Here is a 24,944-nt window from a genome sequence, read left to right on the forward strand (position 1 = left end):
GTTTTTATTATGTTTTTAAGAGCTAATATTTTACAGTATTTCTTATGTTTATTCTTAATAGACATCACTTAAATTAAAGTAACTAAGAAATAAGATTACATAATGACTGACTGGTCACTCATTTAGTAGTATATAATTTATTTTTTGAAAAAATACAGGCACTTAATTATGGAAATTCTTTTTAATATATTAAATGTAATCAAATATTTAATCTATGCGCTACTTATAATTGCTTTTGTTATTTTTATTTTTCTTAATGTCTCCCCTGTCTTTGGCGCCTCTCCTGACAAAAATACCAAGGAAATAATTGTTAATTCAGAAAACTTTTTTGAGGGTAAATTTCGCAACATTAAAACAACATACACAAACTTTCGAACTTTAGAAAGAAAGTCGACCCTAAAGGAATGGTTCTTTCCGCCAAAAGATAAAAACCCTTTGGGCCCTCTTCCAACAATAAAATTTCAAGGTCAAGATTTAACAGAGGGTAAATTTGTTTGGTTTGGTCACTCCACGCTTCTTATGAAAACTGAAGATTTGGTTGTTATGACTGATCCAGTCTTTAATAGAGCATCACCATTACCGTCGTTCAGCTCAAAAAGTAAAAGTAGTTTTTTTAATGGGAAACCATTTGTATTTGAAAACCCAATATTGATAGAGGATCTTCCAAAGGTCAACGTTGTTATCATTTCACATGATCACTATGATCACCTTGACTCTAAAGCAATTAAAGACTTATCAAATCTAGTAGATCATTTTATTGTGCCTTTAGGGGTTGGAGCACATTTAGAAAGATGGGGAGTAGATAAAAATAAAATTACTGAGCTTGACTGGTATGAAAGCAAGAGCTATAAAGATGTTGAGTTTATCTTTGCGCCAGCTCTTCACTTTAGTGGAAGAGGCATAACCAATGGTAACTCGACATTATGGGGCTCTTGGATTGTTAAATCAAAATCATTAAGTGCCTATTTTAGTGGTGATGGAGGATACTCAGAGACATTTAAAAAATTAGGTAATGAATATGGTCCTTTTGACATTGCCTTTATCGAGAATGGTGCTTACAACATAGACTGGTCAAATGTTCATATGTTTCCTGATGAATCTGTTCAAGCCAGTATCGACTTAAAAGCAGAAGTGCTATTCCCGATTCATTGGTCTAAGTTTGATTTATCGATTCATCCATGGGATGAGCCAATCATTCGAATTACTAAGGAAGCTGCGAAAAGGAATGTCAACATTGCAACCCCAATGATTGGTGAAGTATTTGAGCTAACCAACTTACCAAAAAATCCTTGGTGGGAAAAGCTTAGAAATTAAACTAATATTATTTAAGGAAAAAAATGAAAAAAGAAAATTGGAACGAATCAAATATCCCTGATCAATCAGGGAAAATTTTTATAGTAACTGGACCAACAAGTGGTCTTGGTAAAGAATCGGTTAAAGTTCTTGTTCGAAAAAACGCAACCGTTATTATGGCTGCTAGAAATATTAAAAAAGCTGATTCTGTAAAAAAAGAAATTCTTGCTGAAAATAACAGTGCGAAGATAGATATTCAAGAGCTAGATTTATCAAGCCTCGAATCAGTCAATAATTTCTCAACATCTATAAACAAAAAATACAAAGCACTAGACTGCCTTATCAATAACGCTGGCATAATGGCCTGCCCTTATTCAAAAACAAAAGATGGCTTTGAGATACAGATGGGCACGAATCATTTAGGTCATTTTGCTTTAACAGGTCAACTAATATCTCTACTCAAAAAGACGCCAAATTCAAGAGTTGTAAATGTAGCTAGTATTGCTCACACCTCTGGAAATATTGATTTTGATGATCTTAATTGGGAAAAAAGAAAATATAAAACTTGGAGCGCCTACAGTGACACTAAGCTAGCAAATTTATATTTCACCTATGAATTATCTCGTAAACTTGGTCAGGATAAAGGAAGTCCAATGGTATTAGCTTCACATCCAGGGTGGACTGCTACAGATCTTCAGAAGCATTCTGGTATGGCAAATTTTATGAATATTTTTCTTGGACAGAAAGTTAAGGTAGGTGCTCTTGGAGGCCTCAGAGCAGCTACCGATCCAACTGCCCAGTCAGATAATTATTTTGGCTCTCCATCAATGGGCGGTATGAAAGGTCACCCTGCATTAGTTAAATCAAATGATTTATCGTATAATGTAGATAATGCAAAAAAACTTTGGAAGCTATCTGAAGAACTAACTGGAGTGAGTTACTCCATTGACTAAAAAATAATGCTCTCAACTAAAGATAAAATCTATCAAAGCGCTCTAGAGCTATTTGCCAGTCAGGGCATTCAGTCAACTTCAACTGCTCAAATTAGCAAAAAAGCAGGGGTTGCCTCTGGAACGCTTTTTGTACACTTTAAATCAAAGCAAGAGCTTATTGACACAATATACATAAGCATTAAAAAAAATGCTTTTTCTGACTTAAATGAAAATATGCCTGATAATTCAAGTGTTGAACTTCAGTTCAAAGAAGCTTCCCGAAAAATTATTGAGTATTTTTTAACTAACTACAATGAATTTATCTTTTTAGGTTTAGTTGATATCGATCCCATGGTATCTGAAGAAGCAAGGGCAATAGGCTTCAAAAATTTTGAAAAATCAATGACCGATATGAAACTATTTTTTAAAGAAGGTTATTTTAGAGATATTGATTTTGACCTACTCTTTCAAATAAGTTGGTCAGCAACTGAAACGATTATTAAAAACTTAAAATTAAGAAATCTTTCCAAGCCAAGTGAGAGTGAACTGAATGTAATCTGGGATATTATGAAAAAGAGCTCCTAAGAGCTCTTTTTTAAAAATATATGGTGCGGAGAGAGAGACTCGAACTCTCACGTCTTGCGACACTGGAACCTAAATCCAGCGTGTCTACCAATTCCACCACCCCCGCGAAGATTTTGAAATTATACCGAATTAAATCAAACATTTCTTATTTAAGAAATAGATTTTCTTATTTAATTGCCGTACCAGCTTAACTTTTCATTTAGACTGACGACCTCTCCTACAATCATCAAAGTAGGTGCATTAATATCTTCTTTAATTAACAAATCAGGCAAGTCTTTTAGAGAGGTAATATAAACTTTTTGCTCAGGCATTGTTCCTTTTTCAATAATCGCAATTGGCATCTCCTCTCTCATGCCGTGAGCAATTAACTGTTCACAAATGTAACTTGCCCCACTCAATGCCATATAAAAAACAATCGTCTGCTGCTCAACAATAAACTCTTCCCATGCAAGGTTAGTCGTGCCATCTTTTAAATGGGCAGTCACAAAACGGCAGGATTGAGAAAAGTCTCTATGGGTTAACGGAATGCCTGCATAAGAAGAGCACCCTGATGCAGCAGTTATTCCGGGCACAACCTGAAAAGGGATGCCGTGCTCAGAAAGAGACTCGATTTCTTCACCCCCTCGGCCAAAAATAAAAGGATCACCGCCCTTTAACCTGCACACTCTCTTGCCTGATTTTGCCAGATCAACCAAAAGAGCATTAATATCTATTTGCCTAGTAGATTTATTACTGCCACCTTTTTTACCGACATAAATGAGCTCTGAGTCTCTCCTAACAAGCTCCATAACACCTTTAGAGACCAGCCTATCATAAAGTACAACATCGGCTTGCTGGATAAGCCTCAAAGCTTTAAACGTTAATAGGTCAGGATCGCCAGGACCAGCGCCAACTAAATAGACCTCTCCCAAGTTCATCTCAACTGCGTCAATAAGCTGCTTTTCAATATCAGTCTTTGCTTCTTGAATACGCCCTGAAAAAACTTTTTCAGCTATAACGCCAGAAAAAGTAGCTTCCCAAAATGCCCTTCTATCTTTAATTTTTGAAAACCTGTCTTTAACTTTCTGCCTATACTCACCAGCAATTTCAGCAAGTATGCCATAAGATCTTGGAATAACTGTTTCAAGCTTTGCACGAATTAAACGAGCTAGAACTGGCGCCTTACCGGATGAAGAGACAGCAATTACCACCGGAGACCTATCAACTATTGAGGGCATGATAAAGCTTGATAGCTCAGGCGAGTCAACCACATTTACCAGTATACGACTTTCTTGAGCTATCTTAGAGACAGATTCATTTACTTTTGAGTCATCTGTAGCAGAAATAATTACTGAATAATTTGAAATATCAGATGCCTCAAAGCGCTTATTAACTAAAGTTACATTGCTATCTAAAGACAAGGTTTTTATGCCTTCACAAAAATGGGGAGAAACGCATGTAACCTTAGCCTGAGCTTTTAATAATAAGTTTATTTTTCTTAATCCGATATCTCCGCCTCCAACGACTAGGGCTGGCTTTTGTCTTAAATTAATAAAGATAGGCAGATGGTCCATAAAAATATATTAAGCTCTCAAGGTTAGAGCATTGTTTAAAATATTTTACGAAGTATAGTAAAAAATTCTATATTTTTATTATTATTGAGTTCAAAGATATGAATTTTTCTTAAAAAAACAAAAATTTAGAAAAATATTTTATATTTCCTAGTAAATTGATATTTAGTAGCTACTAAAGTTGAAGTACTATTTTAACAAAAGGAATTGAAATTGCCTTTTTTGATTGGAGTGATGCTTTATCTAGCTCATTCATCGCAGATACTAAAGTATTTAAATCTCGAGAATAATTCTTAAATAAATATTCGTAAATTTTTGAGTCGATAGTTAAATTTCTATCACTCATTTGTTTATTAAGTACGTCCATTGTTAACTCATCATTAAGTTCTTCTAATTTATAAACAGCAGCTAAACTTAAGCGCGTCTTAAGATCCTTCATAACGGTTAAATCAGCTGGCAAACTAGAGCCACTGACTAAAACAACAACTCCAGCCTGTCTTACTCGATTATACAAATCGAAAAATGTCTCTTGGTTATCACTACTAATAAGATCAACATTATCAAAGCTAATAAAATTTAATTGGTCTATAAAGTCAAATAAATGCTCTGGAAAAGAATCAATACAATCGATATAAATTGCATTCATATCCATTTCTAAGGCCTTTAATACTACTCCTTGAAGGACATGCGTTTTGCCTTGACCTGTTAATCCATATACGTAGATTTCAGAAGCTTTTTTTTTCTGAAAAAGTTGGTGAATTAAATTAACAAGCTCACTATTAGCAATAAAGTTATCTAAAAGCATTTTGGAGTTCAGTGAGATTGGAAGGCCTAGTTGATTCATTTTTTAGTCTCTTGCAAGATAAACTTTTTAACCCAAAGTAACACATAGTCCGCACCACTTAAACCGGTCGAAGTGGCAACCACTATGAAGACCATATCTCTAAGGCTATTTAATTCGGTATATATTTGAATTAACAGCAAAAATAAAACCAAGGCGATTTGTAATACTGTATTAAATTTACTAATTAAAGAAGGCTCTAGCAAATCACTATCCCTAGATATTTCACCTAGAAAATATCCCAATGCGCCCGCTACAATAATAACATCACGAACAAAAATTATCATCAGTAGCCATAAGGGCATAATCCCAACCCAATATAAAGCAATAAAAGAGCAGGTTAATAATATCTTATCTGCCATTGGATCAAGAATAGAGCCAAGACGGGACTGTAATGAAAACTGTTTAGCTATCCAACCATCTAATGCGTCGGTAATTCCAGCCAATAGAAATAATAGAAGCGTCAAAAGATACTGCTCTTTTAGTAGCGCTATAACTATTGGAACTGTTAAAATAATGCGTATTATTGAAAGCGCATTGGGTAGCATTGAGTAGCTCATTATTTTGCTTAATTAAATTCATTTTTTAGACCTTAATTATACGGAAAACAAGATGTCATCATTGACTTATAAGGACTCTGGAGTTGATATTACTAAAGGTAATCAGCTTATTGAAGAAATTAAACCAATTGCAAAATCAACGTTAAGACCTGGTGTTCTTGCTGGTCTTGGCGGCTTTGGTGCAATGTTTGAAATTCCTTTAGATAAGTATAAAAAACCAGTTTTAATTTCAGGAACTGACGGCGTTGGAACAAAATTGATGGTTGCTGAGATGCTTAATAAGCATGATACTATTGGTATTGATTTAGTTGCAATGTGCGTCAATGATCTTATAGTTCAGGGCGCTGAGCCATTGTTTTTTTTAGATTATTACGCAACGGGCTCTCTTAATCCAGATGTTGCGATTTCTGTTATTTCTGGAATTGGTGAAGGCTGTCGTCAATCTGGATGCTCATTAATTGGAGGGGAAACTGCTGAAATGCCCGGAATGTATAAAGGCGAAGAGTATGATCTTGCTGGGTTTTGCGTAGGCATTGTTGAAAAAGATAATATTATAGATGGCTCTAAAGTTTCATCAGGTAATCACATAATAGCACTTGGTTCATCCGGTCCTCACTCAAATGGATACTCACTCATCAGAAAAGTTTTGGAAAAAACAAAGCCAACATCAAGCCAGCTCAAGGAACTTATTGAGCCAACTAAAATTTATGTTAAATCAATCTTGTCATTAGTTCAAAATCTACCCATACATGCAATATCGCATATTACAGGCGGTGGCCTTCTTGAAAATATTCCCAGAGTAATGCCAGAGCATTTAGCTGCAAAATTGGATGCAAACTCTTGGGAGTTTCCAGAAATATTTCAGTGGCTGCAGACTGAAGGAAATATAGATACAAGTGAAATGCATAGAGTTCTTAACTGCGGCGTTGGCATGATCGTTATTGTTCCAAAAGAATCCTCAAATGACGCTATTAAGCTATTAAATTCTAAAGGTGAAAAAGCCTGGTTAATTGGAGAAGTTGTTGAGTCTAAAGGCGAGCAAGTAATAATTTGATACTATGAAAGCTGTTATTTTAATTTCCGGTAATGGCTCTAATTTACAATCAATAATTGATAATGCAGATAGAATTGACTTGCAAATTAGCTGCGTCATTAGTAATAACAAAAATGCTTTTGGCTTGAAAAGAGCTGAATCTGCAAAACTTCAGACCGCCATTATTGATCCTGAATTATATAACTCCAAGGAAGCTTTTGATAGAGAGCTCATTTCAATTATTCAACAGCATGGGGTAGAGTTAATTGTTTTAGCTGGTTATATGAGAGTTCTTACTCCATTATTTGTGTCACATTATTTTGGGAAAATTCTTAATATTCACCCGTCCTTACTCCCAAAATTTCCAGGACTCAACACACACCAAAGAGCTATTAACGCTTCTGAGAAAGCTCATGGTGTAAGTGTTCACTTTGTTACTAAAGAATTGGATGGTGGTCCTTTAATTTGTCAAGAGTCAGTTATTATTGACAATCTAGATACTAAGGAAACACTCTCTATGAAAGTTTTAAAAAAAGAACATGTCATCTACCCTAAAGTGATTCATTGGTATACTAAAAAAAGACTTCACCTAATTGATGATAAAACTGCAACACTTGATGGAAAAATAATATGAATAAAGTAATTTTCTTATTTTTAGCACTTCTTTACTCTGCCCAATCTTTGTCCCTAACCCCGTATAAGGGAAATTATGAGCTTTATGCTGAAACTGTAATGGGCAACCTAAAAATTGGCACTGCAATATTAAACTTAGAGGTCAATGACAATCAGTTTGAATTCACAACTGAAGCCAGCACAGCATCAGTATGGAAAGCTTTATATGATTACTCAAGATCTGAAAAAAGTATAGGTGATGAAATTGATGGGCAGATCATTAATACTTCCTTTAGAGTCATAGAAAAAATCAAAAATGAAGTTAAAAAGAACTATGAAATTACCATCGAAACTGATAAAAATTATGCCGTGTCAAGCAGTGGTGATGAGTTTGAAATAAAACCTGGTCTTCTAGTTGACACTTTAAGTGTTTATCTCGCATTATCCAATGATATGGTTAATAAGCCTAATGAATCAGAATTTACCTATCAAGTTGTTGATGAAGTTGGTGTTAATTATCTTCAATTCAAGTTAGATGGATCTGAAAAAATTTTAATTAATGAGCGTGAGATTGAAACTGTGAGGGTAATTTGTAATGAATTGCAATTAATTCTAAATCTGTCTGTTGAAGAGAATTTTCAGCCTATAAAAATTCACAAGATTAATGGTAAAACTGCTTTCACAATGACGCTTATAGGCTTTGAAACTTTAATCTAAAGATGCTCCTTAAGGAACTGCCCAGTATATGATCTTGGATTCTTGGACACCTCTTCTGGAGTCCCGAATGCAATTATTTCTCCGCCTTTGTTCCCACCTTCGGGGCCAAGATCAACAACCCAATCAGCAGTCTTAATAACGTCTAAATTATGCTCGATTATAACAATTGTATTATTTCGATCTCGAAGCCTAAAAATTACTGATAGCAATTGCTTAATATCATGAAAATGGAGTCCACTTGTTGGCTCATCTAATATATATAAAGTTTGTCCTGTATCTGTTTTAGAGAGTTCTTTAGCAAGCTTTATACGCTGAGCTTCTCCACCAGAAAGGGTGGTTGCATTTTGGCCAAGCGTAATATACGAAAGTCCAACATCCATTAAAGTTTGCATTTTTTGATTAATCTTTGGAATCGCTTTAAAAAAATCAAGCGCGTCTTCGACAGTCATCTCTAAAACCTCTGCAATTGACTTTCCTTTGTATTTAATTTCTAAGGTTTCTCGGTTATATCTATGGCCATGACAGATATCACATGAGACGTAAACATCAGGCAAAAAGTGCATCTCTACCTTAATTAAGCCATCTCCTTTGCAAGCTTCACATCTTCCTCCTTTAACATTAAAACTAAAACGTCCAGATTTATATCCACGCGTCCTAGACTCAAGCGTCAATGCAAAAAGGTCACGAACTAACGTAAAGACGCCCGTGTAAGTAGCTGGGTTAGATCGAGGAGTCCTCCCAATTGGGCTTTGATTAATATTAACTACTTTATCAAATAGATCCATACCCTTAACCTCTTTAAATGGAGCAATATCAGTTTGAGCTCCATTAAGTGTTTTTGCAGCTAACTCATAAAGTGTATTGTTGATTAATGTTGACTTTCCAGAGCCAGAAACACCTGTAATACAGGTTAAAACGCCAACAGGGATTTTTAAGTCAACATGCTTTAAGTTATTTCCACTTGCTCCAGTAATATTAAGCCAGCCATTTGATTTTTTTCTAGTTTTAGGAGTGCTGATTTCTAGTCGACCACTTAAATAATCCCCAGTAAGGGATTTTGTATTAGCTATAACTTCATCAGGTGATCCTATCGCAACAATTTCACCGCCATGAATACCAGCACCAGGCCCAATATCCACAACATAATCTGCCTGTCTTATTGCGTCTTCATCATGCTCAACAACAATAACTGTGTTACCTAAATCTCTAAGATAAGTCAACGTATCAAGTAACTTTTGATTATCGCGCTGATGCAGTCCAATTGATGGTTCGTCTAAAACATAAAGTACCCCAATTAAGCCCGCACCTATTTGAGAGGCTAATCTTATTCGTTGAGCTTCCCCGCCAGATAAAGAGTTGGCTTTTCTCTCTAAATTAAGATAATCGAGCCCAACATTAATTAAGAAATGCAAACGCTGTGAAATTTCACTTAGAATCTTACTTGCAATTTCCCCACGCTGACCTTCTAGCTCAAGAGATTCAAAAAAATCAAATACTTGGTCTATAGTTAACTTTGTTAGATCTGAAATATTTCTATTATCTATAAAGACATTTCTTGCAGATGCATTAAGTCTATCTCCATTACAACTTGAGCAGGGCTTGCTTATTACATATCTAGATAATTCTTCCCTAATTGAGCGGATATCACTGTCTGCATAACGACGCATCATTCTTGGAATTACGCCCTCAAAAGGTTTTTTCTTACTTGTCCAACCTCTTCTTCCTTTAATTTTCGAAAAATCAATAACCTGGCTTCCACTTCCATAAAGAACAATTTTTTTATTCTCTTCTGAGAGCTCATTAAATGGTGTGGCAATATCAAATTTATAATAATTACCAACTAAAGAAAGCATTTGATAAAAATAGGCATTACTTTTACTCCAACCATAAATTGCACCATCTTCCAGGCTAAGCTCAGGATTAGCAACAACTCTTTCTTCATCAAATATATCTTTGATACCTAAACCATCGCATGTTTCACATGCCCCCACAGGATTATTAAATGAAAAGAGTCTTGGCTCTAACTCTTCCAAAGAGTAACCACAGTGAATACAAGAAAACTTTGCTGAAAATGTTAACTCCTTAAAGCCAGAGTCAATATCCATAGGGCAAGCTATAGCAATACCCGAGCTCATATTAAGGCCAGTTTCAAGAGACTCAGATAACCTTGACGTTATATCTTGCCTAACTTTTAATCGGTCAATTACGATCTCGATGGTATGATTTTTATTACCATCAAGCTCATCAATTTCTTCAAGTAGCATAACCTCACCATCAACTCTCGCACGTAGGAAGCCTTGATGAGAAAGTTCTTGTAATAATTTTAGATGGCTACCCTTTCTATTTTTTACAATTGGTGCAAGTATCATAATCTTTGCATCTTCTGGAAGGTCCAATATTGCATCTACCATTTGAGAAATTGTTTGTGCCTGTAAATCATCTCCATGTTCAGGACATCTAGGTGAGCCAACTCTGGCAAAAAGTAGTCTCAAATAATCATAAATCTCAGTTATGGTTCCTACTGTAGAGCGAGGATTATGAGAGGTAGCTTTTTGTTCGATTGATATTGCAGGAGATAGTCCTTCAATATGATCAACATCTGGCTTTTCCATTAATGATAAGAACTGCCTTGCATATGCTGATAATGACTCAACATACCTTCTTTGGCCTTCAGCATAAATTGTATCAAAGGCTAATGATGACTTGCCAGAACCCGATAGCCCAGTAATAACTACAAGCTTATTTCTTGGAATGCTTACGTCAATGTTTTTTAAATTATGGACTCTAGCGCCACGTATGTTTATTGAATCCATAGGTTAGTTATTTTATGGTGGACAAAGGGTTCATTATACTCATGCGTTGTGTAAAATCTTAATTTTGTATTCAATTCTTAGCACATGGTTTCTTATCGTCGAATCTTACTCAAACTTAGTGGTGAAGCGCTAAAAAGTGACAATAATAATATTGATCCTGAAATGCTAAAAAAAGTAGTCACTATTGTTCAATCTGCCCTGGATCTTGGCGTTGAAATCGCCATAGTAATTGGTGGTGGAAATATCTATCGAGGCGCTGCCCTTGCAAGTGATGGAATGAACAAAATCACTGGAGATCATATTGGAATGCTTGCTACAGTGATGAATGCATTAGCAATATCAGACGCTTTTAAAAGAAATAATATTCCTTCAATTGTCATGTCTGGCTTTTCGATTGGTGGTGGTGTTTGTGATTCTTTTAATCATACTGAAGCTAAAAATGCGCTATCAGATGGTAAGGTAGTGATTTTTTCTGCTGGTACTGGCAGTCCTTGCTTTACAACCGATACTGCCGCTGCCTTAAGAGCAGTTGAAATTGAGGCTGATATTGTCTTTAAAGCCACTAAGGTCGACGGTATTTATTCAAGTGACCCATTGAAAGATTCAAATGCTATAAAGTTTGACGCGCTTAGTTTTGATTCGGCTATTGAAAAGAATATTGAGGTCATGGACACTGCTGCATTTGCATTATGTCGAGAAAATAATATAAGAATTTGTGTTTTTAGTATGTTTGATGATAATTATGCTTTAGCTAATATTTTAAATGGCCAATCAATTGGCACGATTGTTAGTCAAAATGGAGAATAAATAATGATTAATGAAATTCATAGTGATGCAAATAGCCGAATGAGTAAATCACTCGCTTCTCTTGAGACTGACTTTAGTAAGATTCGTGCTGGAAGGGCTCACCCTTCACTTCTTGATCAAATTACCGTTGAATACTATGGCAGCATGGTTCCTCTTTCACAAGTTTCTAATGTAAGCGCTGAAGACTCAAGAACTCTTAAGGTTTCACCCTGGGAAAAAGATATGGTTGGACCAATTGAAAAAGCAATTATGACGTCTGATTTAGGTTTAAACCCAAACACTCAAGGACAGGTTTTGCGAATTCCTTTACCCCTTCTAACTGAAGAGCGCAGAAAAGAATTAGTAAAAGTTGTTCGTGATGAAGCTGAAAATGCGCGCGTGGCAATAAGAAATATTCGAAGAGATGCTATATCTGACTTTAGAGAGCTCCTTAAAGAAAAAGAAATATCAGAAGATGAGTCACATAGAGCTGAAGATAATATACAAAAAATTACAGATCAACATATCTCTTTAATTGAAAGATCTTTGACTGACAAAGAAAATTCATTATTAGAAATATAATAGTTACTTATTAAACAATTTTTTATATTCTCTTAGAGCCAACACACTCTATATAGTCGTCCCATCGATTCGATGAAAATTCAGTTCCATTTGTTACCTGAGGACCAACATTTCCTAAATAACCACCCTCTAAGGCCTTCTTAAATAGTGCAATATTGCTATCAGATAGTCCTAAATTTACTTTACAAAAATCGTGTATTGCAACCGTTACTATTTCTCCAGAAATTGTGCCTATGAATTTCTCATCTTCTAGCTTCTCTGTCGCTTTATTTATAAGCTCATCTTTGATAGTCGATTTATAATCATCAATAATTCCTATCTCATCTAATTGAACAATTAAATCATCCATAATTTTAGTAACCCTCACATCATAAGCAAGCTTAGCCTGATATGCAGCAGTTGACGCTGCAGCAGCAGCTTTTTCATCCACAAGTTTTGCTTGGAATATAGCAAGAGCATCCAGTCTTGCCATCTCAATCTTAATTTCAGCCATCATTTCAGCAGCATCTGCTTCAGCTTTAATTTGAGCCTCAAGCGCTGCGAACTCTGCATCTAAAAGACTGTCTTGGTAAGCAGCAGTCGAGGCAGCAGCAGCCGCTTTATCCGCAGCTAGTTTTGCCTGGAAGGTTTCAAGGGCAGCTTGTCTTGCCATTTCTGCTTGTATTTCAGCCATCATTTCTTGAGCGGCTAATTCAGCCTCAAGTTGTGCTTCAAAGGTAGCTAATTCTTTTTCAGTATTAAGCTGGTCCATAAGCGCAGCAATCCTTGCGTCATTTGCACGTTTAGATTGATAAGCAGCTGTTGACTTCGCAGCAGCAGCTTTATCCGCAGCTAGTTTTGCTTGGAAGGCATCAAGGGCAGCTTGTCTTGCCATTTCTGCTTCTATTTCAGCCATCATTTCTTGGGCGGCTAATTCAGCCTCAAGTTGTGCTTCAAATGCCGCGAGTTCTTTTTCAAGCTTAAGTTTAGCTCTCTTGTTCTTTAATCGTTCATCGCGTGCTACCTTAGCTTGGTAAGCAGCAGTCGAGGCAGCAGCAGCCGCTTTATCCGCAGCTAGTTTTGCCTGGAAGGTTTCAAGGGCAGCTTGTCTTGCCATTTCTGCTTGTATTTCAGCCATCATTTCTTGAGCGGCTAATTCAGCCTCAAGTTGTGCTTCAAAGTTAGCCAATTCTTTTTCGGTATTGAGCTGGTCCATAAGCGCAGCAATCCTTGCGTCATTTGCACGTTTAGATTGATAAGCAGCTGTTGACTTCGCAGCAGCAGCTTTATCCGCAGCTAGTTTTGCTTGGAAGGCATCAAGGGCAGCTTGTCTTGCCATTTCTGCTTCTATTTCAGCCATCATTTCTTGGGCGGCTAATTTAGCTTTAATTGCCTCATCAGAGCCAGCAAAAATAAACAGCATTTGCTCAGGACTTTCTTCAATTGAGACAACTAGATCAGAGCAAGGAACTCCAAAATCAAAAATAAACTCTTCAATAATTGAAACATTTTCACCCTTACCGACAAGTTTTTCACCTAGAGAAAATGATTTAAAGCCAGTTTCAGCAGTTTGATAATAAATCAATTTATTTGATGAAGGATCATATGAGTCAACAATGGCTCTTGCATTTGTTGAACCAATAATCATGTCACCTGGAGCAAAGAGGGTCTCTCCAGATAACAAAAGTGAGGAAGTAATGTTATTAGCTTCTGAATCACTAATTTCATATTGATCTGTGCATGTAAATTCATCCATCAGAATAATATCATTAGTTCCCTGCATTAGTGAATCACTTACATCATCACTTGAGTGAACATTGAATGATAATAATAAAAGACATGCTAATTTTATAAGAATACTTATTAAATTATTTTTCATAAATTCATTATAAATAAAAAAACCCAGAGCAAGCCCTGGGTTTATATCTCTGACACATTTTGCATTTACATTAAGAAAGCAAAATGACTAATTATCTTAAACCTTAGAAAGGGTTGACATAGTTACTCACACAGTTTGCATATTCGTCCCATCTATTTGCAGTAAATTCAGTTCCAGAAGAAACTTGAGGTCCTACATTGAATAGAGTTCCATCAGCCAATCCAGATTTGAAGAGCGCAATGTTACTTTCAGATAAATTTAACGCATATTTACATGCCTCATGCGCAGCTTCTGTAACAACTACCTCTTCAATGACACCTATAACTTCTTCATCAGCAAGTGAGGCTTGGTAAGCAGCAGTTGACGCTGCAGCTGCAGCTTTTTCATCCGCTAGTTTTTGCAAGAAATCAGCAAGAGCCATTTCTCTCTCAATTTCAGCCATCATTTCAGCAGCATCTGCTTCAGCTTTAATTTGAGCCTCAAGCGCTGAGAACTCTGCATCTAAAAGACTATCTTGGTAAGCAGCAGTTGACGCTGCAGCAGCAGCTTTATCAGCAGCTAGTTTTGCTTGGAAGGCATCAAGGGCAGCTTGTCTTGCCATCTCTGCTTGTATTTCGGCCATCATTTCTTGAGCAGCTAATTCAGCCTCAAGTTGTGCTTCAAAGGTAGCTAATTCTTTTTCAGTATTAAGCTGGTCCATAAGCGCAGCAATCCTTGCGTCATTTGCACGTTTAGATTGATAAGCAGCTGTAGACTTCGCAGCAGCAGCTTTATCAGCAGCTAGTTTTGCTTGGAAGGCTTCAAGGGCAGCTTGTCTTGCCATCTCTGCTTGTATTTCGGCCATCAGTGCATCGGCATCAAGATCAGCAGCAATTTGAGCTTCAAAGGCAGCCAATTCTTCATCTAAATTTGCATAGTAGGCATCATCGCGATCATCGCCACCAGCGAAAACATTAAATGAAATGAAAAAGATTATAAAAAATTTAATTGATTTGTTTATCACGCTAACCTCCAAAAGAGTTAAAAGAATTATATTTAAATATATTGAACTTCTGCCTTAAGCATTCAAAATGATTAATCATCCACCTCAATCTTAAAAAGGATTGACATAATTACTTACACAGTTTGCATATGCATCCCACCTATTTGCGCCAAATTCTGTTCCGTTGGAAGATTGAGGACCAACATTGAATAAAGATCCATCAGCCAATGCAGATTTGAAAAGCTCAACATTACTTTCAGATAAGTTTGATGCAGATTTACATACTTCATTAACAGCAACTTCTTCTACAACCACTTCTATAGCTTCTTCAGTCTCAAGAGAAGCCTGGTAGGCCGCAGTTGACGCAGCAGCAGCAGCCTTATCATCAGCTAACTTCTGAAGAAATGCATCAAGGGCAGATTTTCTTGCCATTTCAGCTTCGATTTCAGCCATTAGTTGTTGTGATGCTATTTCGGCAGCAACCTGAGCCTCAAAAGCAGCTAATTCTGCATCTAAATTTTCATAGTAGGCATCGTCACTCTCATCACCACCTGACAAAACATTAAATGAAATTAAAAGAAGGACAAAAATTTTAATTGATTTATTTTTCACACTATTATCACAAAAGTTAAAAGTTATATACATATATATACGTTACTTTATTTTATACTAGATATATTTTATGAATATATTTAATTTATGATTTTATTTACGGATGAATTTAGGCTATTTTTCAATGATTCATCTCTCCAAGAAATTGCAGATAAATGCCTCAAAATAAGCCTAGATGCCTTCAACGTTAATAATGGAAATATTCCTAAATGGACTATAGCATTAGATGAGTTAAAAGCAATTCCTAAAGGTGAAATAGGGCTAAATGAACCTTACATTAGAATAGATCAAAATGGCGCAGACCCTATTGAACTCGAGAGGGCATTCAAAAGACTTCTGCCATGGAGGAAGGGCCCATTCAGATTCAATAATTTAAAACTTGAGAGCGAATGGCAAGGCGATTTTAAATGGAAACGTCTGCAAAAGCACATTAGTCCATTAAAAAATAGAAGGGTTCTTGATGTGGGTGCTGGGAATGGTTATTTCACATTAAGAATGGCGATGGAAGGCGCTAAGAAAGCACTAGGAATTGAGCCTTTCCTTTTATTTAATTACCAGTATGCTGCAATTAAATCGTTAGTTAATAAGGACATTAATGCGATGCTTCTTCCTATTAGACTTGAAGAAATGCCTAAATTATCAATCTTTGACACTGTCTTCTCAATGGGCGTTCTATATCACCAAAGAAGTCATATGGAACATTTGCTTCAGTTAAAAGATATGATGGTGCCAGGCGCAGAGCTAATATTAGAGACCTTAGTAGTTGAAGGTCCAAATGGGTACTCACTTATCCCAGATGGTCGCTATGCTCAAATGCGGAATGTTCATTGCCTGCCTAGTGTTGAGACTCTGAAATCATGGCTTGTTGATGCCAAATTCAAAAATATTAAAGTTATTGATATTAGCAAAACTTCCCCTGAAGAGCAAAGGAGAACTGAATGGATAGGAGATAATGCGGCTTCATTAGAGGATTTCCTTGACCCATCTGACTCATCTCTCACAAAAGAAGGTCACCCTGCACCTACTCGAGTAATCATTATTTGCAACAACTAATTCAAAGTTGAATTCATCGATTAACGTATAATTTATCTTCAATTTCAATTTTAGTCTTATTATGAAATATCGTCTCCTCCTAAGTTTTATTTTTCTTTTAGCTATCAAAAATGTTGCTGCACAATCAACGCCGTCTGTCGTCGTCAGTATTAAGCCTATTCATAGTATCGTGACGAGCCTTATGAGCGGCATTGCAGAGCCACAGCTATTACTTAAGTCGAGTAACTCAGCACACACATTTCACTTGAAGCCCTCACAAGTCCAGATGCTTGCAAATGCTGACTTAGTAATAATCATTAGTGGAGACTTTGAATCTGGATTAAGAAAAGCAATTAAAAACATAGATGACGATTCGCTATTTCAAATTATTAGTTTGAATAATCTCAGTATCCATAAATCGAGGTCTGAAATACTTAAGTCAAAGGAACATGATGACGCTGATGAGCATGAAGAGAATATTTATGATTTACATCTATGGCTAGATATTAACAACATGAAGCTTATAGCCAAACATATTAATAATCTGCTCATTAAAATAGATCCAGTCAACGAAGATAAATATAACAACAATTTTCTAGAATTAATGCTTGATCTTGAGGAACTAAAAATAGATTTAGAAAAAGAGATTGCTCCTTTTCTAGCTTCACAGTTTGCAGTATTTTCAGATACTACGCAGTACTTCGAAAAGAGCATGAAGCTTATAAGGCCTATTATAATAACTCCATATCACGGGGCAAGATTGAGCATCATTAGAACTCTTATGGCCAAGAAAGCTATGAGTGATTTAAGTGTTTCATGTCTACTCTATGGACAAGAAGCCAAACCAAATCAAATAAGTGTCTTGTCGGAGGGTCTCAGCTTAAAAACATTCGAAATTGATATTTTGGGAGTCAAATATCCAGCTGGGCCTGATCAATACTTTAACTTAATGAAAAGAATTTCAAGTCAATTGGCCTCATGTCTAAAATAAGAAGCACTTTTAATGGCGCTGCTTGCAATTATGATGATAATGCTTTTCTTCAAAGTGAAATAGCAAATAGACTGGCTGAAAAATTGAAAGTCATTTCAATTAAGCCTCAAACAATAATTGATCTTGGCTCTGGTACTGGACTTCTTAGTAATAAAACAGCTGAAATATTTCCAAATGCAAATCTAATTTGTGTAGATTTTGCGCAACAATCACTTTTAAAAAATTCTCAAAACTTAAAGGTTTGTGCAAATGCCTACGAGCTCCCATTTGCTTCAAATAGCGTTGACTTTATTGTTTCTAACTTAATGATGCAGTGGTGTCCTGATTTAAAAGCACTTTTTAATGAATGCTTTAGAGTTCTGAAGCCTGAAAGCTTAATTCTTTTCACTACCTTTGGGCCAGATACTCTAAAGGAGCTTAAGCGGAGTTGGTCAGCAGTTGATAATAGCGCGCATGTTAATGATTTTATTGACATGCATGATATAGGCGACCAGATGCTTCAATCAGGCTTTCAAAGCCCAATAATGGAAATGGAGAATATAACCCTCACCTATGAAAAAGTGCTTGACTTAATGCATGACCTGAAATCAATTGGCGCACAAAATGTAGGTAGTCGATCAAAAGCACTCACTGGGAAAACTAAATTTAAAAAAATGATAGAGATGTACGAAAGCTATCGCTCTGATGGAAAACTGCCAGCAACCTACGAAGTAATTTATGGACATGCCTGGAAAAACGAAAACAAGCTTGGCGCTATTTCACTGGAGAATTAAACCAGAATAGCGCTATCTAAACTAGCCAATTGAAAGCTCATCGCCCACTTTAAGAATATAATTTTTTGTCGATAACAAAATCGCATTTTGTCCAAAAAATGCACCATTTATCTCATCACTAAACCTCAGAGAAGCTAGCGTTGCTAAAGGCTCTTTTGGGTTATCAATTTTCCCGTCATCTTGGTTAATCGTAATAATTTTGCAGCGCTTGCAGGGCTTTCTCAGTCCAAAGCTATAACCACTTTGCTGGCATAAAAAATTTTGAGATGTTTTTTTCTCAAGATCTTCAACACCCTTGACAACAATATTAGGCCTAAAGCGATCCATTTTAGCCACTTGAGAGCCATTGTTAATGAGGCCTTTATTCAGCTTATCTAGAGACTCCCATGACGTTATTAGATAGGGAAATTGATCCGAAAATGCACTCTGAGCCTCCATACCTTCAAGATACTTAGAGGGCACTGGACGGAGTCCTTGACTGGCAAACCTCACAAGCCTTAGGGACTTACCTTTATACTGACCTAAGACGCTAGTTAGCCACAACGAAACATCATCACCCTCGTCATAGGCATCACAAATATCCCCCCAAACAGATGCCTTAATTGACTCAGATTTAATTGAATCCAAAGGAATATTATGTTTAGTGTTAGTCTTTGAGCTAAGCGTTAAAGCGCCTGAATCAATACTCACTTCAATCGTTGACATCGACTCGATTTCGCGCTGAGTAATAAATTCGTAATCAATAGTAGTCACCATCCATTCACGATCATACTGAAGACCACGAAGCGCAGTCATTGACTCTTCTAGGGCAATACCTTTGAGTGATTTAACAGGATAGATAAATAGATCAGTAATTTGAACCATAAAGCCCCTGAATTTAGCTTACTGTTTTAACTTATAACCAGTGTTGAACATCCAGGCTATTATAGCAATACAAATACTTAAGAAAAGTAAAACCATTAGTAGGCTCACTCCGACTCCAACATCTGAAATTTCAAAGAAACTCCAACGGAAACCACTCACTAAATAAAGAACAGGGTTAAATAAAGTGACCTTCTGCCATACCGGTGGGAGCATACTGATTGAATAAAAACTTCCACCTAAAAATACTAATGGAGTAATAATTAACAGAGGGATTATTTGAAGCTTTTCAAAGTTATCGGCCCATAAACCAATGATAAAGCCAAATAAGCTAAATGCCACGCAGGTCAAAATTAAAAAACTCAGCATCCAGATTGGATGCGCAATATTCAAATCAACAAAGAGGTTAGCCGTCAGTAAAATGATAGTTGCCAAAATTAATGACTTAGTCGCAGCGGCTCCAACATAACCAATTAAAGTCTCATAGAATGAGACAGGGGCAGATAAAAGCTCATAAATCGTGCCTGTAAATTTTGGAAAAAAGATACCAAAAGATGCATTTGAGATACTTTGGGTTAATACAGAGAGCATTGTCAGGCCCGGAACAATAAAAAGCCCATAAGAGATACCATCAATATTTTCAATCCTTGAACCAATTGCTGAGCCAAAGACTACAAAATATAGAGCTGTTGATATTACTGGAGAGGCGACACTCTGAAAAAGTGTATTCCAGAAACGCATCATCTCGTTTAAATAAATTACTTTGATTGCCATTAAATTCATTATTTTTCCTTAACTAAGTCTACAAATATATCTTCGAGTGAGCTCTGAACAATTTTAAGGTCTTTTATATGCAATCCAGAATTTGTAATTTCCTGGAGTACCTCAGACATATCAGTTTCTTCATCTTTAACAATATACGTGTATGAAATATGCATACCATCTTCAGAAATCTCAATATTGTGCTTATCAAGAGAAGAAGGTACTTTGGAAAGTGACTCTTTTAGCTCAACAATTAACTGCTTTTTTCCAAGAGTTTCCATCAAATGCGCTTTTTTCTCAACGAGTAAAAGTTCGCCATTACTAATAACGCCAATCCTATCAGCTAACTCTTCAGCTTCCTCAATATAGTGAGTCGTTAAAATTATGGTAACGCCTTTAGATTTCAATACATTAACAATCTTCCATAAATCCTTACGTAGCTCAACATCAACGCCCGCAGTAGGCTCATCAAGAAACAGTATTTTAGGGTTGTGAGAGAGTGCTTTAGCAATCAGAACTCGCCTCTTCATTCCTCCAGAAAGCATTCTAATTTCAGAGTCTTTTTTATCAAAAAGAGATAAGTCTTTTAAGAGCTCTTCAAGATAAGCATCATCTCTCTTGGCTCCAAACAAACCCCTACTAAAACGAACTGTCCCCCAAACTGTATCAAATGATCCAAGAGTTAACTCCTGAGGAACAAGGCCAATTATTGATCGTGTTTTTCTAAAATCCTTAATAATATCAAAGCCATCAACAGTGACTTCACCAGAGGTTGGAGAAACGATTCCACATATTGTTGAAATTAAAGTTGTTTTGCCAGCTCCATTTGGACCCAAGAGTCCCAATATTTCGCCTGTATTTATGTCTAGATTAATACTTTTCAAAGCATTAAAGCCAGAATCATAAACTTTTGATAAATTCTTAATTGAGATAATTGTTTGCATTGATATCTAATCGGGGGAATCGAAAAAAGTATTTTAACCTTTCACTAAGAATGTATTGCCTTAAATATTGAAAACAGACTCTTGATAAATTGTCATAAATAGATCTAATCTATAAGGCTATTTAAATCTCATTAAGCCAAGGCGGATTTGCACCTTTCTTCATAACAGTTAAGCTTGCAACTTGATTTGCAAAAGTGAGTGTTTTTTTAAGAGAAGCTTCTTCCATCAAACTCAATTTATCTCTACTAAGAAGCCCTTGTTGTTCAAGACTAAACAGAAAGCCGCCATTAAAACTATCACCCGCAGCAATTGTATCAACGACTTCAACTTGGTTACTCTTGACGTATACTTCTTTGCCACCATCAAAAATTACTTTTGAGCCTTCACCGCCCAAAGTCAAGATGACTAATTTAACCCCATTCTTGAGCCACTCTTTGCTAACTTCTTTAAAATCCTGCGCACCATAAAGATAACGATAATCCTCTTCAGAAATTTTTATTATGTCAACTTTTGAAGTAAGTCTTTTGAAACGGTTTACGTAATGATTTTTAACCTCAATAAAATCAGGCCTAATATTAGCATCAAAATAAACTGGCAAATGGCCAGAGATTTGCTCAACTAACCACTGCCAGCTTGATCCACAAGGCTCCGCTTGAAGACTAATCCCTCCAACCAATAATGCTTTTGCCTTCATCACTCTACTCAAAAAAGGCTTTAAACTAGCCCTATCTAGCATTCGTCCAGCTGAATGTTCATCAACAAATGTATATTCGGCAATACCATTAACCACATCTGCATAGGCAAGAGTGGTTGGTCGGTTAGTTTTTATAATGAATTCTTCTCTGACATTAGAGTTTTTAAGAGAGTCTTCTATTAGCTTTCCATAGTTATCATTTGATACAGCGCCAAAATAATAACTATCAGCGCCTAAACGACCAAGAGCAATTGCAGAATTAAAGTTACTACCACCTACATGAGGAGTATATTCAGGCTCTCCTTTGAAAGAAACCATATCAATTAAGGATTCGCCAGCACAGATAATCATTTGTAGTTTATTTAAAAGTTATATTATAAAAGTCGAGAACCATTACTAACAGGTAGATCATTTGTAGCCAAAACAACTGAGTTATCTTGGCGATAAAATCCTAGCACTAAACATTCACTCATAATAGGTCCAACTTGTTTTGGTTCAAAATTTACAACTGCCATAACTTGTTTGCCTTGCAATTGCTCCTTGGTATAAAGATCTGTAATTTGAGAGCTGGATTTTTTTAATCCAATTTCTACTCCAAAATCAACATGTAATATGAAGGCTGGATTTCTTGCCTCAGGAAAATCTTCAACCTCAACAATAGTTCCAACCCGTATGTCAACTTTTTCGAAATCTTGCCATGTAATTGTCATCTCAGTCTTTACTCTTCAAGTAATTCATTAATGGCTCGCTCAAGTTCAGCTGTGAAATCAGGATCATTTCCAGGGTTTGCTGCGCAGTGTCCCCATGGAGAATTAAATGGTCGAAAATCAGCACCATTTATATAGCCTGCTTCAATTTCATTATCTTCAGGTGGGAAGTAAAGATCATGCATACAGGGCATCAAGATAGTTTTGGCCTTAATAGCATTTAACGCCATCTCTATGTTTCCGTTATATATTGGGCCAACACTGATATCACTAGTCTGCCAAGTATCAAGCTTACAAAGGAGATTATTGGCATCCCAATTCTTAGAATGATCTTCCTCCCAATCGACAAGTAAATCTTCTAAGGAGTCGTATCCAATCTCTTTATATAGAGAGTTACGATAAAAAGTTTGTGAAAATGCCCAACCTGCGTAAACTCTTGCAAATGCCTTAAGGCCAGCAACTGGAGGAGAAGAATAATCACCATTATTCCAATTTTGGTCCGCACAAAGTGCCGCCTTTACCCCTTCCAGGAATACATGATTATGAGGGGATGTTTTAGCTGAAGCACAAAAAGGCAAGATTGCTTTAACAAAATCAGGGTACTGTGCAGCCCATTGATAAGCCTGACAACCTGCCATTGACCAGCCAGTAACTAGCGCAATTTTCTCGACACCTAAATGCTCTTTTAATAGCTTGTACTGACAAGCAATATTATCCCAAAGAGAAATACGCGGGAATCTTGGGCCATCTTGAGGCGATTTTGAATTACTCGGTGAAGAGGAGAGTCCATTTCCAAATAAGTTAATTGAAACAATAAAATGTTTTGCCGGATCAATTGCCCTACCTTCTCCAAAAAAGCCCTCATTTCTTTGATGTGAGCCAGTATAAAAAGTAGGCATAACAACAACATTATCTTTACCTTTATTCAGCTTTCCATAAGTTTTGTAAATTAAAAAGGCTGAATTTAACTCCTCTCCTGATAAAAGAGAAACATCACCTAGCTCAAACTTTTCATAATCCATCACAAAGTTTCATTTTAGTTATAAGAAGATCATTAAATTTTGCGCCTAACAATCTAAAGTATTATCCCTCTCCCATTGAGTCAGATGGGAGGCATAACCACTCCACTCTGTATGCTTTAATTTTATATAAGCATCAATTATGCTGTCTCCAAGTCTTTCTCTAAGAACATCTGAATCTTCAAGTAATCTAAGCGCATCAAGTAAATTACGCGGCAGCTGCTTATAGCCCTCAATGTCTTTTCCAAGCTCATACATATTTATGTCAAGTGGATCCCCTGGGTCACGGTTGCCAGCAATGCCATCAAGACCGCAAGCAAGTATTGCTGCCTGCATTAAATAAGCATTTGCTGCGCCATCCATTAATCGTAATTCAAAACGACCTGAGTCTGGAACTCGAATCATATGAGTACGATTATTTCCACCATAAGTAATTGAACTAGGAGACCACGTTGCACCAGAAACTGTTCTTGGGGCATTAATACGTTTATAGCTATTTACAGTTGGGTTGAAGATGGCAGTTAAGCGATCTGCGCTATGCATAATTCCACCTAAAAACTGATACGCAAGAGGTGACAATCCTAAACCTCTGCTATCATTTTCACCATTAAATAAATTTTGAGAACCATCTAGATTCCATATTGAGACATGAGAATGGCAGCCATTACCCGTAAGATGACTAAAAGGTTTTGGCATAAATGTTGCGCGCATGCCATGAAGCTCAGCGATTGATTTCACCATAAATTTAAAAAATACTTGGCGATCAGCAGTTTTTAGAGCATCATCAAAATCCCAGTTCATTTCAAATTGACCATTAGCATCTTCGTGATCATTTTGATATGGACCCCAACCTAACTCAATCATGCTGTCACAAATTTGCTTAATAACTGGATATTGGCGCATTAAGGCCTGCTGGTCATAACAAGGTTTGCTTTGAGTATCTTTCTCATCAGCAATATCAGTTCCATCTTCATTGATGAGATGATATTCACACTCAACACCTGTCTTCATTCTAAAACCCTGCTTTTCAGCCTCTGCCAATTGCTTCTTTAATGCAACTCGCGGAGAAGCCTCAACAGGCTTACCATCCATCCATAAATCTGAGGCTAACCAAGCAATTTCTGGCTTCCAAGGCAACTGGATAAGGCTATCAGGATCTGGAATAGCAAACATATCGGGGTGCGCAGGCGTCATATCTAACCAGGCTGCAAATCCTGCAAAACCCGCTCCATCTTTTTGCATTCCATCAATGGCCCTTGCAGGAACCAACTTAGAACGCAAACTTCCAAAAAGATCTACAAAGCTAATAAGAAAATATTCAATACCTTTATCTGCAGCTACTTTACTAAGTTTAGTGGCCATAATTTCTCCTATTTATTCGTTATTATTTTTATTCAATTAGTAA

Annotated in this window: 25 protein-coding genes and 1 tRNA gene; 11 read left to right on the top strand and 15 right to left on the bottom strand. The window is 36.4% G+C overall.

All coding sequences use genetic code 11. The features are described 5' to 3' along the window. Positions 1–168: 168 nt before the first annotated feature. Genes ABXT44_RS06820 through ABXT44_RS06830 form a run of 3 tightly spaced genes read left to right on the top strand, consistent with a single transcriptional unit; the run spans position 169 to position 2,810 of the window. Positions 169–1,314 (top strand): MBL fold metallo-hydrolase, encoded by a 1,146-nt coding sequence (locus ABXT44_RS06820; protein WP_416686473.1) that lies wholly within the window; start codon positions 169–171, stop codon positions 1,312–1,314. A 23-nt stretch (positions 1,315–1,337) separates the two neighbouring features. Continuing rightward, positions 1,338–2,246 (top strand): oxidoreductase, encoded by a 909-nt coding sequence (locus ABXT44_RS06825; protein ID WP_416686474.1) that lies wholly within the window; start codon positions 1,338–1,340, stop codon positions 2,244–2,246. A gap of 6 nt (positions 2,247–2,252) precedes the next feature. Beyond that, positions 2,253–2,810, top strand: coding sequence for a TetR/AcrR family transcriptional regulator (locus tag ABXT44_RS06830; protein WP_416686475.1), 558 nt, complete (start codon positions 2,253–2,255; stop codon positions 2,808–2,810). Between the two features lie 21 nt (positions 2,811–2,831). Here ABXT44_RS06830 and ABXT44_RS06835 read toward each other — a convergent pair. The 4 genes from ABXT44_RS06835 to ABXT44_RS06850 all read right to left on the bottom strand — a co-directional run bounded on the left by ABXT44_RS06835 (position 2,832) and on the right by ABXT44_RS06850 (position 5,761). Beyond that, a tRNA-Leu gene (locus ABXT44_RS06835) sits at positions 2,832–2,916 on the bottom strand. 64 nt (positions 2,917–2,980) lie between these two features. After that, the gene (gene cysG / locus ABXT44_RS06840) at positions 2,981–4,363 is read right to left on the bottom strand and encodes a siroheme synthase CysG (protein ID WP_416686476.1); all 1,383 of its coding nucleotides are present in this window, start codon (positions 4,361–4,363) and stop codon (positions 2,981–2,983) included. 172 nt (positions 4,364–4,535) lie between these two features. After that, complete coding sequence (hda, locus tag ABXT44_RS06845) at positions 4,536–5,204, bottom strand: DnaA regulatory inactivator Hda (protein ID WP_416686477.1); 669 nt, start codon at positions 5,202–5,204, stop codon at positions 4,536–4,538. Next, positions 5,201–5,761, bottom strand: coding sequence for a CDP-alcohol phosphatidyltransferase family protein (locus ABXT44_RS06850; RefSeq protein ID WP_416686478.1), 561 nt, complete (start codon positions 5,759–5,761; stop codon positions 5,201–5,203). The genes hda and ABXT44_RS06850 overlap by 4 nt, the downstream gene beginning before the upstream one ends. A 52-nt stretch (positions 5,762–5,813) precedes the next feature. Here ABXT44_RS06850 and purM point away from each other — a divergent pair, with 52 nt between their 5' ends. The 3 genes from purM to ABXT44_RS06865 are packed head-to-tail and all read left to right on the top strand — an operon-like array spanning position 5,814 to position 8,123. Next, the gene (purM, locus tag ABXT44_RS06855; RefSeq protein ID WP_416686479.1) at positions 5,814–6,815 is read left to right on the top strand and encodes a phosphoribosylformylglycinamidine cyclo-ligase; all 1,002 of its coding nucleotides are present in this window, start codon (positions 5,814–5,816) and stop codon (positions 6,813–6,815) included. Between the two features lie 4 nt (positions 6,816–6,819). Next, on the top strand, positions 6,820–7,428 hold the full coding sequence (purN, locus tag ABXT44_RS06860) for a phosphoribosylglycinamide formyltransferase (RefSeq protein WP_416686480.1): 609 nt from the start codon (positions 6,820–6,822) through the stop codon (positions 7,426–7,428). After that, the gene (locus tag ABXT44_RS06865) at positions 7,425–8,123 is read left to right on the top strand and encodes a DUF3108 domain-containing protein (RefSeq protein WP_416686481.1); all 699 of its coding nucleotides are present in this window, start codon (positions 7,425–7,427) and stop codon (positions 8,121–8,123) included. Before purN ends, ABXT44_RS06865 begins: the two co-directional genes overlap by 4 nt. Here the strand turns inward: ABXT44_RS06865 and uvrA are convergent. After that, the gene (uvrA, locus tag ABXT44_RS06870) at positions 8,120–10,936 is read right to left on the bottom strand and encodes an excinuclease ABC subunit UvrA (protein ID WP_416686482.1); all 2,817 of its coding nucleotides are present in this window, start codon (positions 10,934–10,936) and stop codon (positions 8,120–8,122) included. The two genes, ABXT44_RS06865 and uvrA, sit on opposite strands and share 4 nt — an antisense overlap. A gap of 84 nt (positions 10,937–11,020) precedes the next feature. Between uvrA and pyrH the strand changes: the two genes are divergently transcribed. After that, complete coding sequence (pyrH, locus tag ABXT44_RS06875; RefSeq protein ID WP_416686483.1) at positions 11,021–11,743, top strand: UMP kinase; 723 nt, start codon at positions 11,021–11,023, stop codon at positions 11,741–11,743. A 3-nt stretch (positions 11,744–11,746) separates the two neighbouring features. Then, on the top strand, positions 11,747–12,304 hold the full coding sequence (gene frr, locus ABXT44_RS06880) for a ribosome recycling factor (RefSeq protein ID WP_416686484.1): 558 nt from the start codon (positions 11,747–11,749) through the stop codon (positions 12,302–12,304). Positions 12,305–12,326: 22 nt separating this feature from the next. Here the strand turns inward: frr and ABXT44_RS06885 are convergent, their stop codons facing one another. The 3 genes from ABXT44_RS06885 to ABXT44_RS06895 form a co-directional block, all read right to left on the bottom strand. Next, on the bottom strand, positions 12,327–14,162 hold the full coding sequence (locus ABXT44_RS06885) for a hypothetical protein (protein WP_416686485.1): 1,836 nt from the start codon (positions 14,160–14,162) through the stop codon (positions 12,327–12,329). Between the two features lie 103 nt (positions 14,163–14,265). Then, the gene (locus tag ABXT44_RS06890) at positions 14,266–15,165 is read right to left on the bottom strand and encodes a hypothetical protein (RefSeq protein ID WP_416686486.1); all 900 of its coding nucleotides are present in this window, start codon (positions 15,163–15,165) and stop codon (positions 14,266–14,268) included. A 90-nt stretch (positions 15,166–15,255) separates the two neighbouring features. Beyond that, a complete protein-coding gene (locus ABXT44_RS06895; protein WP_416686487.1) occupies positions 15,256–15,756 on the bottom strand; it encodes a hypothetical protein in 501 nt (166 codons plus the stop codon). Positions 15,757–15,843: 87 nt separating this feature from the next. Here ABXT44_RS06895 and cmoB point away from each other — a divergent pair, with 87 nt between their 5' ends. From cmoB to bioC, 3 genes are all read left to right on the top strand, one after another. Beyond that, positions 15,844–16,809, top strand: coding sequence for a tRNA 5-methoxyuridine(34)/uridine 5-oxyacetic acid(34) synthase CmoB (gene cmoB, locus ABXT44_RS06900; RefSeq protein WP_416686488.1), 966 nt, complete (start codon positions 15,844–15,846; stop codon positions 16,807–16,809). Positions 16,810–16,870: 61 nt separating this feature from the next. Beyond that, the gene (locus ABXT44_RS06905; protein WP_416686489.1) at positions 16,871–17,779 is read left to right on the top strand and encodes a zinc ABC transporter substrate-binding protein; all 909 of its coding nucleotides are present in this window, start codon (positions 16,871–16,873) and stop codon (positions 17,777–17,779) included. Continuing rightward, on the top strand, positions 17,767–18,552 hold the full coding sequence (gene bioC, locus ABXT44_RS06910) for a malonyl-ACP O-methyltransferase BioC (RefSeq protein ID WP_416686490.1): 786 nt from the start codon (positions 17,767–17,769) through the stop codon (positions 18,550–18,552). Before ABXT44_RS06905 ends, bioC begins: the two co-directional genes overlap by 13 nt. Before the next feature lie 21 nt (positions 18,553–18,573). On the opposite strand, the gene ABXT44_RS06915 is transcribed toward bioC, so the two are convergent. The 7 genes from ABXT44_RS06915 to glnT form a co-directional block, all read right to left on the bottom strand. Further along, entirely contained in the window at positions 18,574–19,416 is an 843-nt protein-coding gene (locus tag ABXT44_RS06915; protein ID WP_416686491.1) for an MOSC domain-containing protein, read from the bottom strand. An 18-nt stretch (positions 19,417–19,434) separates the two neighbouring features. Further along, on the bottom strand, positions 19,435–20,196 hold the full coding sequence (locus ABXT44_RS06920; protein ID WP_416686492.1) for an ABC transporter permease: 762 nt from the start codon (positions 20,194–20,196) through the stop codon (positions 19,435–19,437). Then, positions 20,196–21,119 (bottom strand): ATP-binding cassette domain-containing protein, encoded by a 924-nt coding sequence (locus tag ABXT44_RS06925; protein WP_416651414.1) that lies wholly within the window; start codon positions 21,117–21,119, stop codon positions 20,196–20,198. The genes ABXT44_RS06920 and ABXT44_RS06925 overlap by 1 nt, the downstream gene beginning before the upstream one ends. Before the next feature lie 121 nt (positions 21,120–21,240). Further along, entirely contained in the window at positions 21,241–22,164 is a 924-nt protein-coding gene (locus tag ABXT44_RS06930) for a carbohydrate kinase family protein (RefSeq protein ID WP_416686493.1), read from the bottom strand. A 23-nt stretch (positions 22,165–22,187) separates the two neighbouring features. Beyond that, positions 22,188–22,523, bottom strand: coding sequence for a tRNA-binding protein (locus tag ABXT44_RS06935; protein WP_416686494.1), 336 nt, complete (start codon positions 22,521–22,523; stop codon positions 22,188–22,190). A gap of 8 nt (positions 22,524–22,531) precedes the next feature. Further along, positions 22,532–23,542, bottom strand: coding sequence for an alpha/beta fold hydrolase (locus tag ABXT44_RS06940; protein WP_416686495.1), 1,011 nt, complete (start codon positions 23,540–23,542; stop codon positions 22,532–22,534). A 45-nt stretch (positions 23,543–23,587) separates the two neighbouring features. Next, a complete protein-coding gene (gene glnT, locus ABXT44_RS06945; RefSeq protein WP_416686496.1) occupies positions 23,588–24,901 on the bottom strand; it encodes a type III glutamate--ammonia ligase in 1,314 nt (437 codons plus the stop codon). Positions 24,902–24,944: the final 43 nt, after the last annotated feature.

This window comes from Candidatus Pseudothioglobus sp. Uisw_041, from assembly GCF_048087625.1.
Classification (GTDB): domain Bacteria; phylum Pseudomonadota; class Gammaproteobacteria; order PS1; family Pseudothioglobaceae; genus Pseudothioglobus.

Bases quoted from the DNA above. Each gene is read 5' to 3' on its own strand.
- ABXT44_RS06820 (WP_416686473.1), top strand. From the start codon at position 169: ATGGAAATTCTTTTTAATATATTAAATGTAATCAAATATTTAATCTAT.
- ABXT44_RS06825 (WP_416686474.1), top strand. From the start codon at position 1,338: ATGAAAAAAGAAAATTGGAACGAATCAAATATCCCTGATCAATCAGGG.
- ABXT44_RS06830 (WP_416686475.1), top strand. From the start codon at position 2,253: ATGCTCTCAACTAAAGATAAAATCTATCAAAGCGCTCTAGAGCTATTT.
- cysG (WP_416686476.1), bottom strand. From the start codon at position 4,363: ATGGACCATCTGCCTATCTTTATTAATTTAAGACAAAAGCCAGCCCTA.
- hda (WP_416686477.1), bottom strand. From the start codon at position 5,204: ATGAATCAACTAGGCCTTCCAATCTCACTGAACTCCAAAATGCTTTTA.
- ABXT44_RS06850 (WP_416686478.1), bottom strand. From the start codon at position 5,761: ATGAGCTACTCAATGCTACCCAATGCGCTTTCAATAATACGCATTATT.
- purM (WP_416686479.1), top strand. From the start codon at position 5,814: ATGTCATCATTGACTTATAAGGACTCTGGAGTTGATATTACTAAAGGT.
- purN (WP_416686480.1), top strand. From the start codon at position 6,820: ATGAAAGCTGTTATTTTAATTTCCGGTAATGGCTCTAATTTACAATCA.
- ABXT44_RS06865 (WP_416686481.1), top strand. From the start codon at position 7,425: ATGAATAAAGTAATTTTCTTATTTTTAGCACTTCTTTACTCTGCCCAA.
- uvrA (WP_416686482.1), bottom strand. From the start codon at position 10,936: ATGGATTCAATAAACATACGTGGCGCTAGAGTCCATAATTTAAAAAAC.
- pyrH (WP_416686483.1), top strand. From the start codon at position 11,021: ATGGTTTCTTATCGTCGAATCTTACTCAAACTTAGTGGTGAAGCGCTA.
- frr (WP_416686484.1), top strand. From the start codon at position 11,747: ATGATTAATGAAATTCATAGTGATGCAAATAGCCGAATGAGTAAATCA.
- ABXT44_RS06885 (WP_416686485.1), bottom strand. From the start codon at position 14,162: ATGAAAAATAATTTAATAAGTATTCTTATAAAATTAGCATGTCTTTTA.
- cmoB (WP_416686488.1), top strand. From the start codon at position 15,844: ATGATTTTATTTACGGATGAATTTAGGCTATTTTTCAATGATTCATCT.
- ABXT44_RS06905 (WP_416686489.1), top strand. From the start codon at position 16,871: ATGAAATATCGTCTCCTCCTAAGTTTTATTTTTCTTTTAGCTATCAAA.
- bioC (WP_416686490.1), top strand. From the start codon at position 17,767: ATGTCTAAAATAAGAAGCACTTTTAATGGCGCTGCTTGCAATTATGAT.
- ABXT44_RS06915 (WP_416686491.1), bottom strand. From the start codon at position 19,416: ATGGTTCAAATTACTGATCTATTTATCTATCCTGTTAAATCACTCAAA.
- ABXT44_RS06920 (WP_416686492.1), bottom strand. From the start codon at position 20,196: ATGAATTTAATGGCAATCAAAGTAATTTATTTAAACGAGATGATGCGT.
- ABXT44_RS06925 (WP_416651414.1), bottom strand. From the start codon at position 21,119: ATGCAAACAATTATCTCAATTAAGAATTTATCAAAAGTTTATGATTCT.
- ABXT44_RS06930 (WP_416686493.1), bottom strand. From the start codon at position 22,164: ATGATTATCTGTGCTGGCGAATCCTTAATTGATATGGTTTCTTTCAAA.
- ABXT44_RS06935 (WP_416686494.1), bottom strand. From the start codon at position 22,523: ATGACAATTACATGGCAAGATTTCGAAAAAGTTGACATACGGGTTGGA.
- ABXT44_RS06940 (WP_416686495.1), bottom strand. From the start codon at position 23,542: ATGGATTATGAAAAGTTTGAGCTAGGTGATGTTTCTCTTTTATCAGGA.
- glnT (WP_416686496.1), bottom strand. From the start codon at position 24,901: ATGGCCACTAAACTTAGTAAAGTAGCTGCAGATAAAGGTATTGAATAT.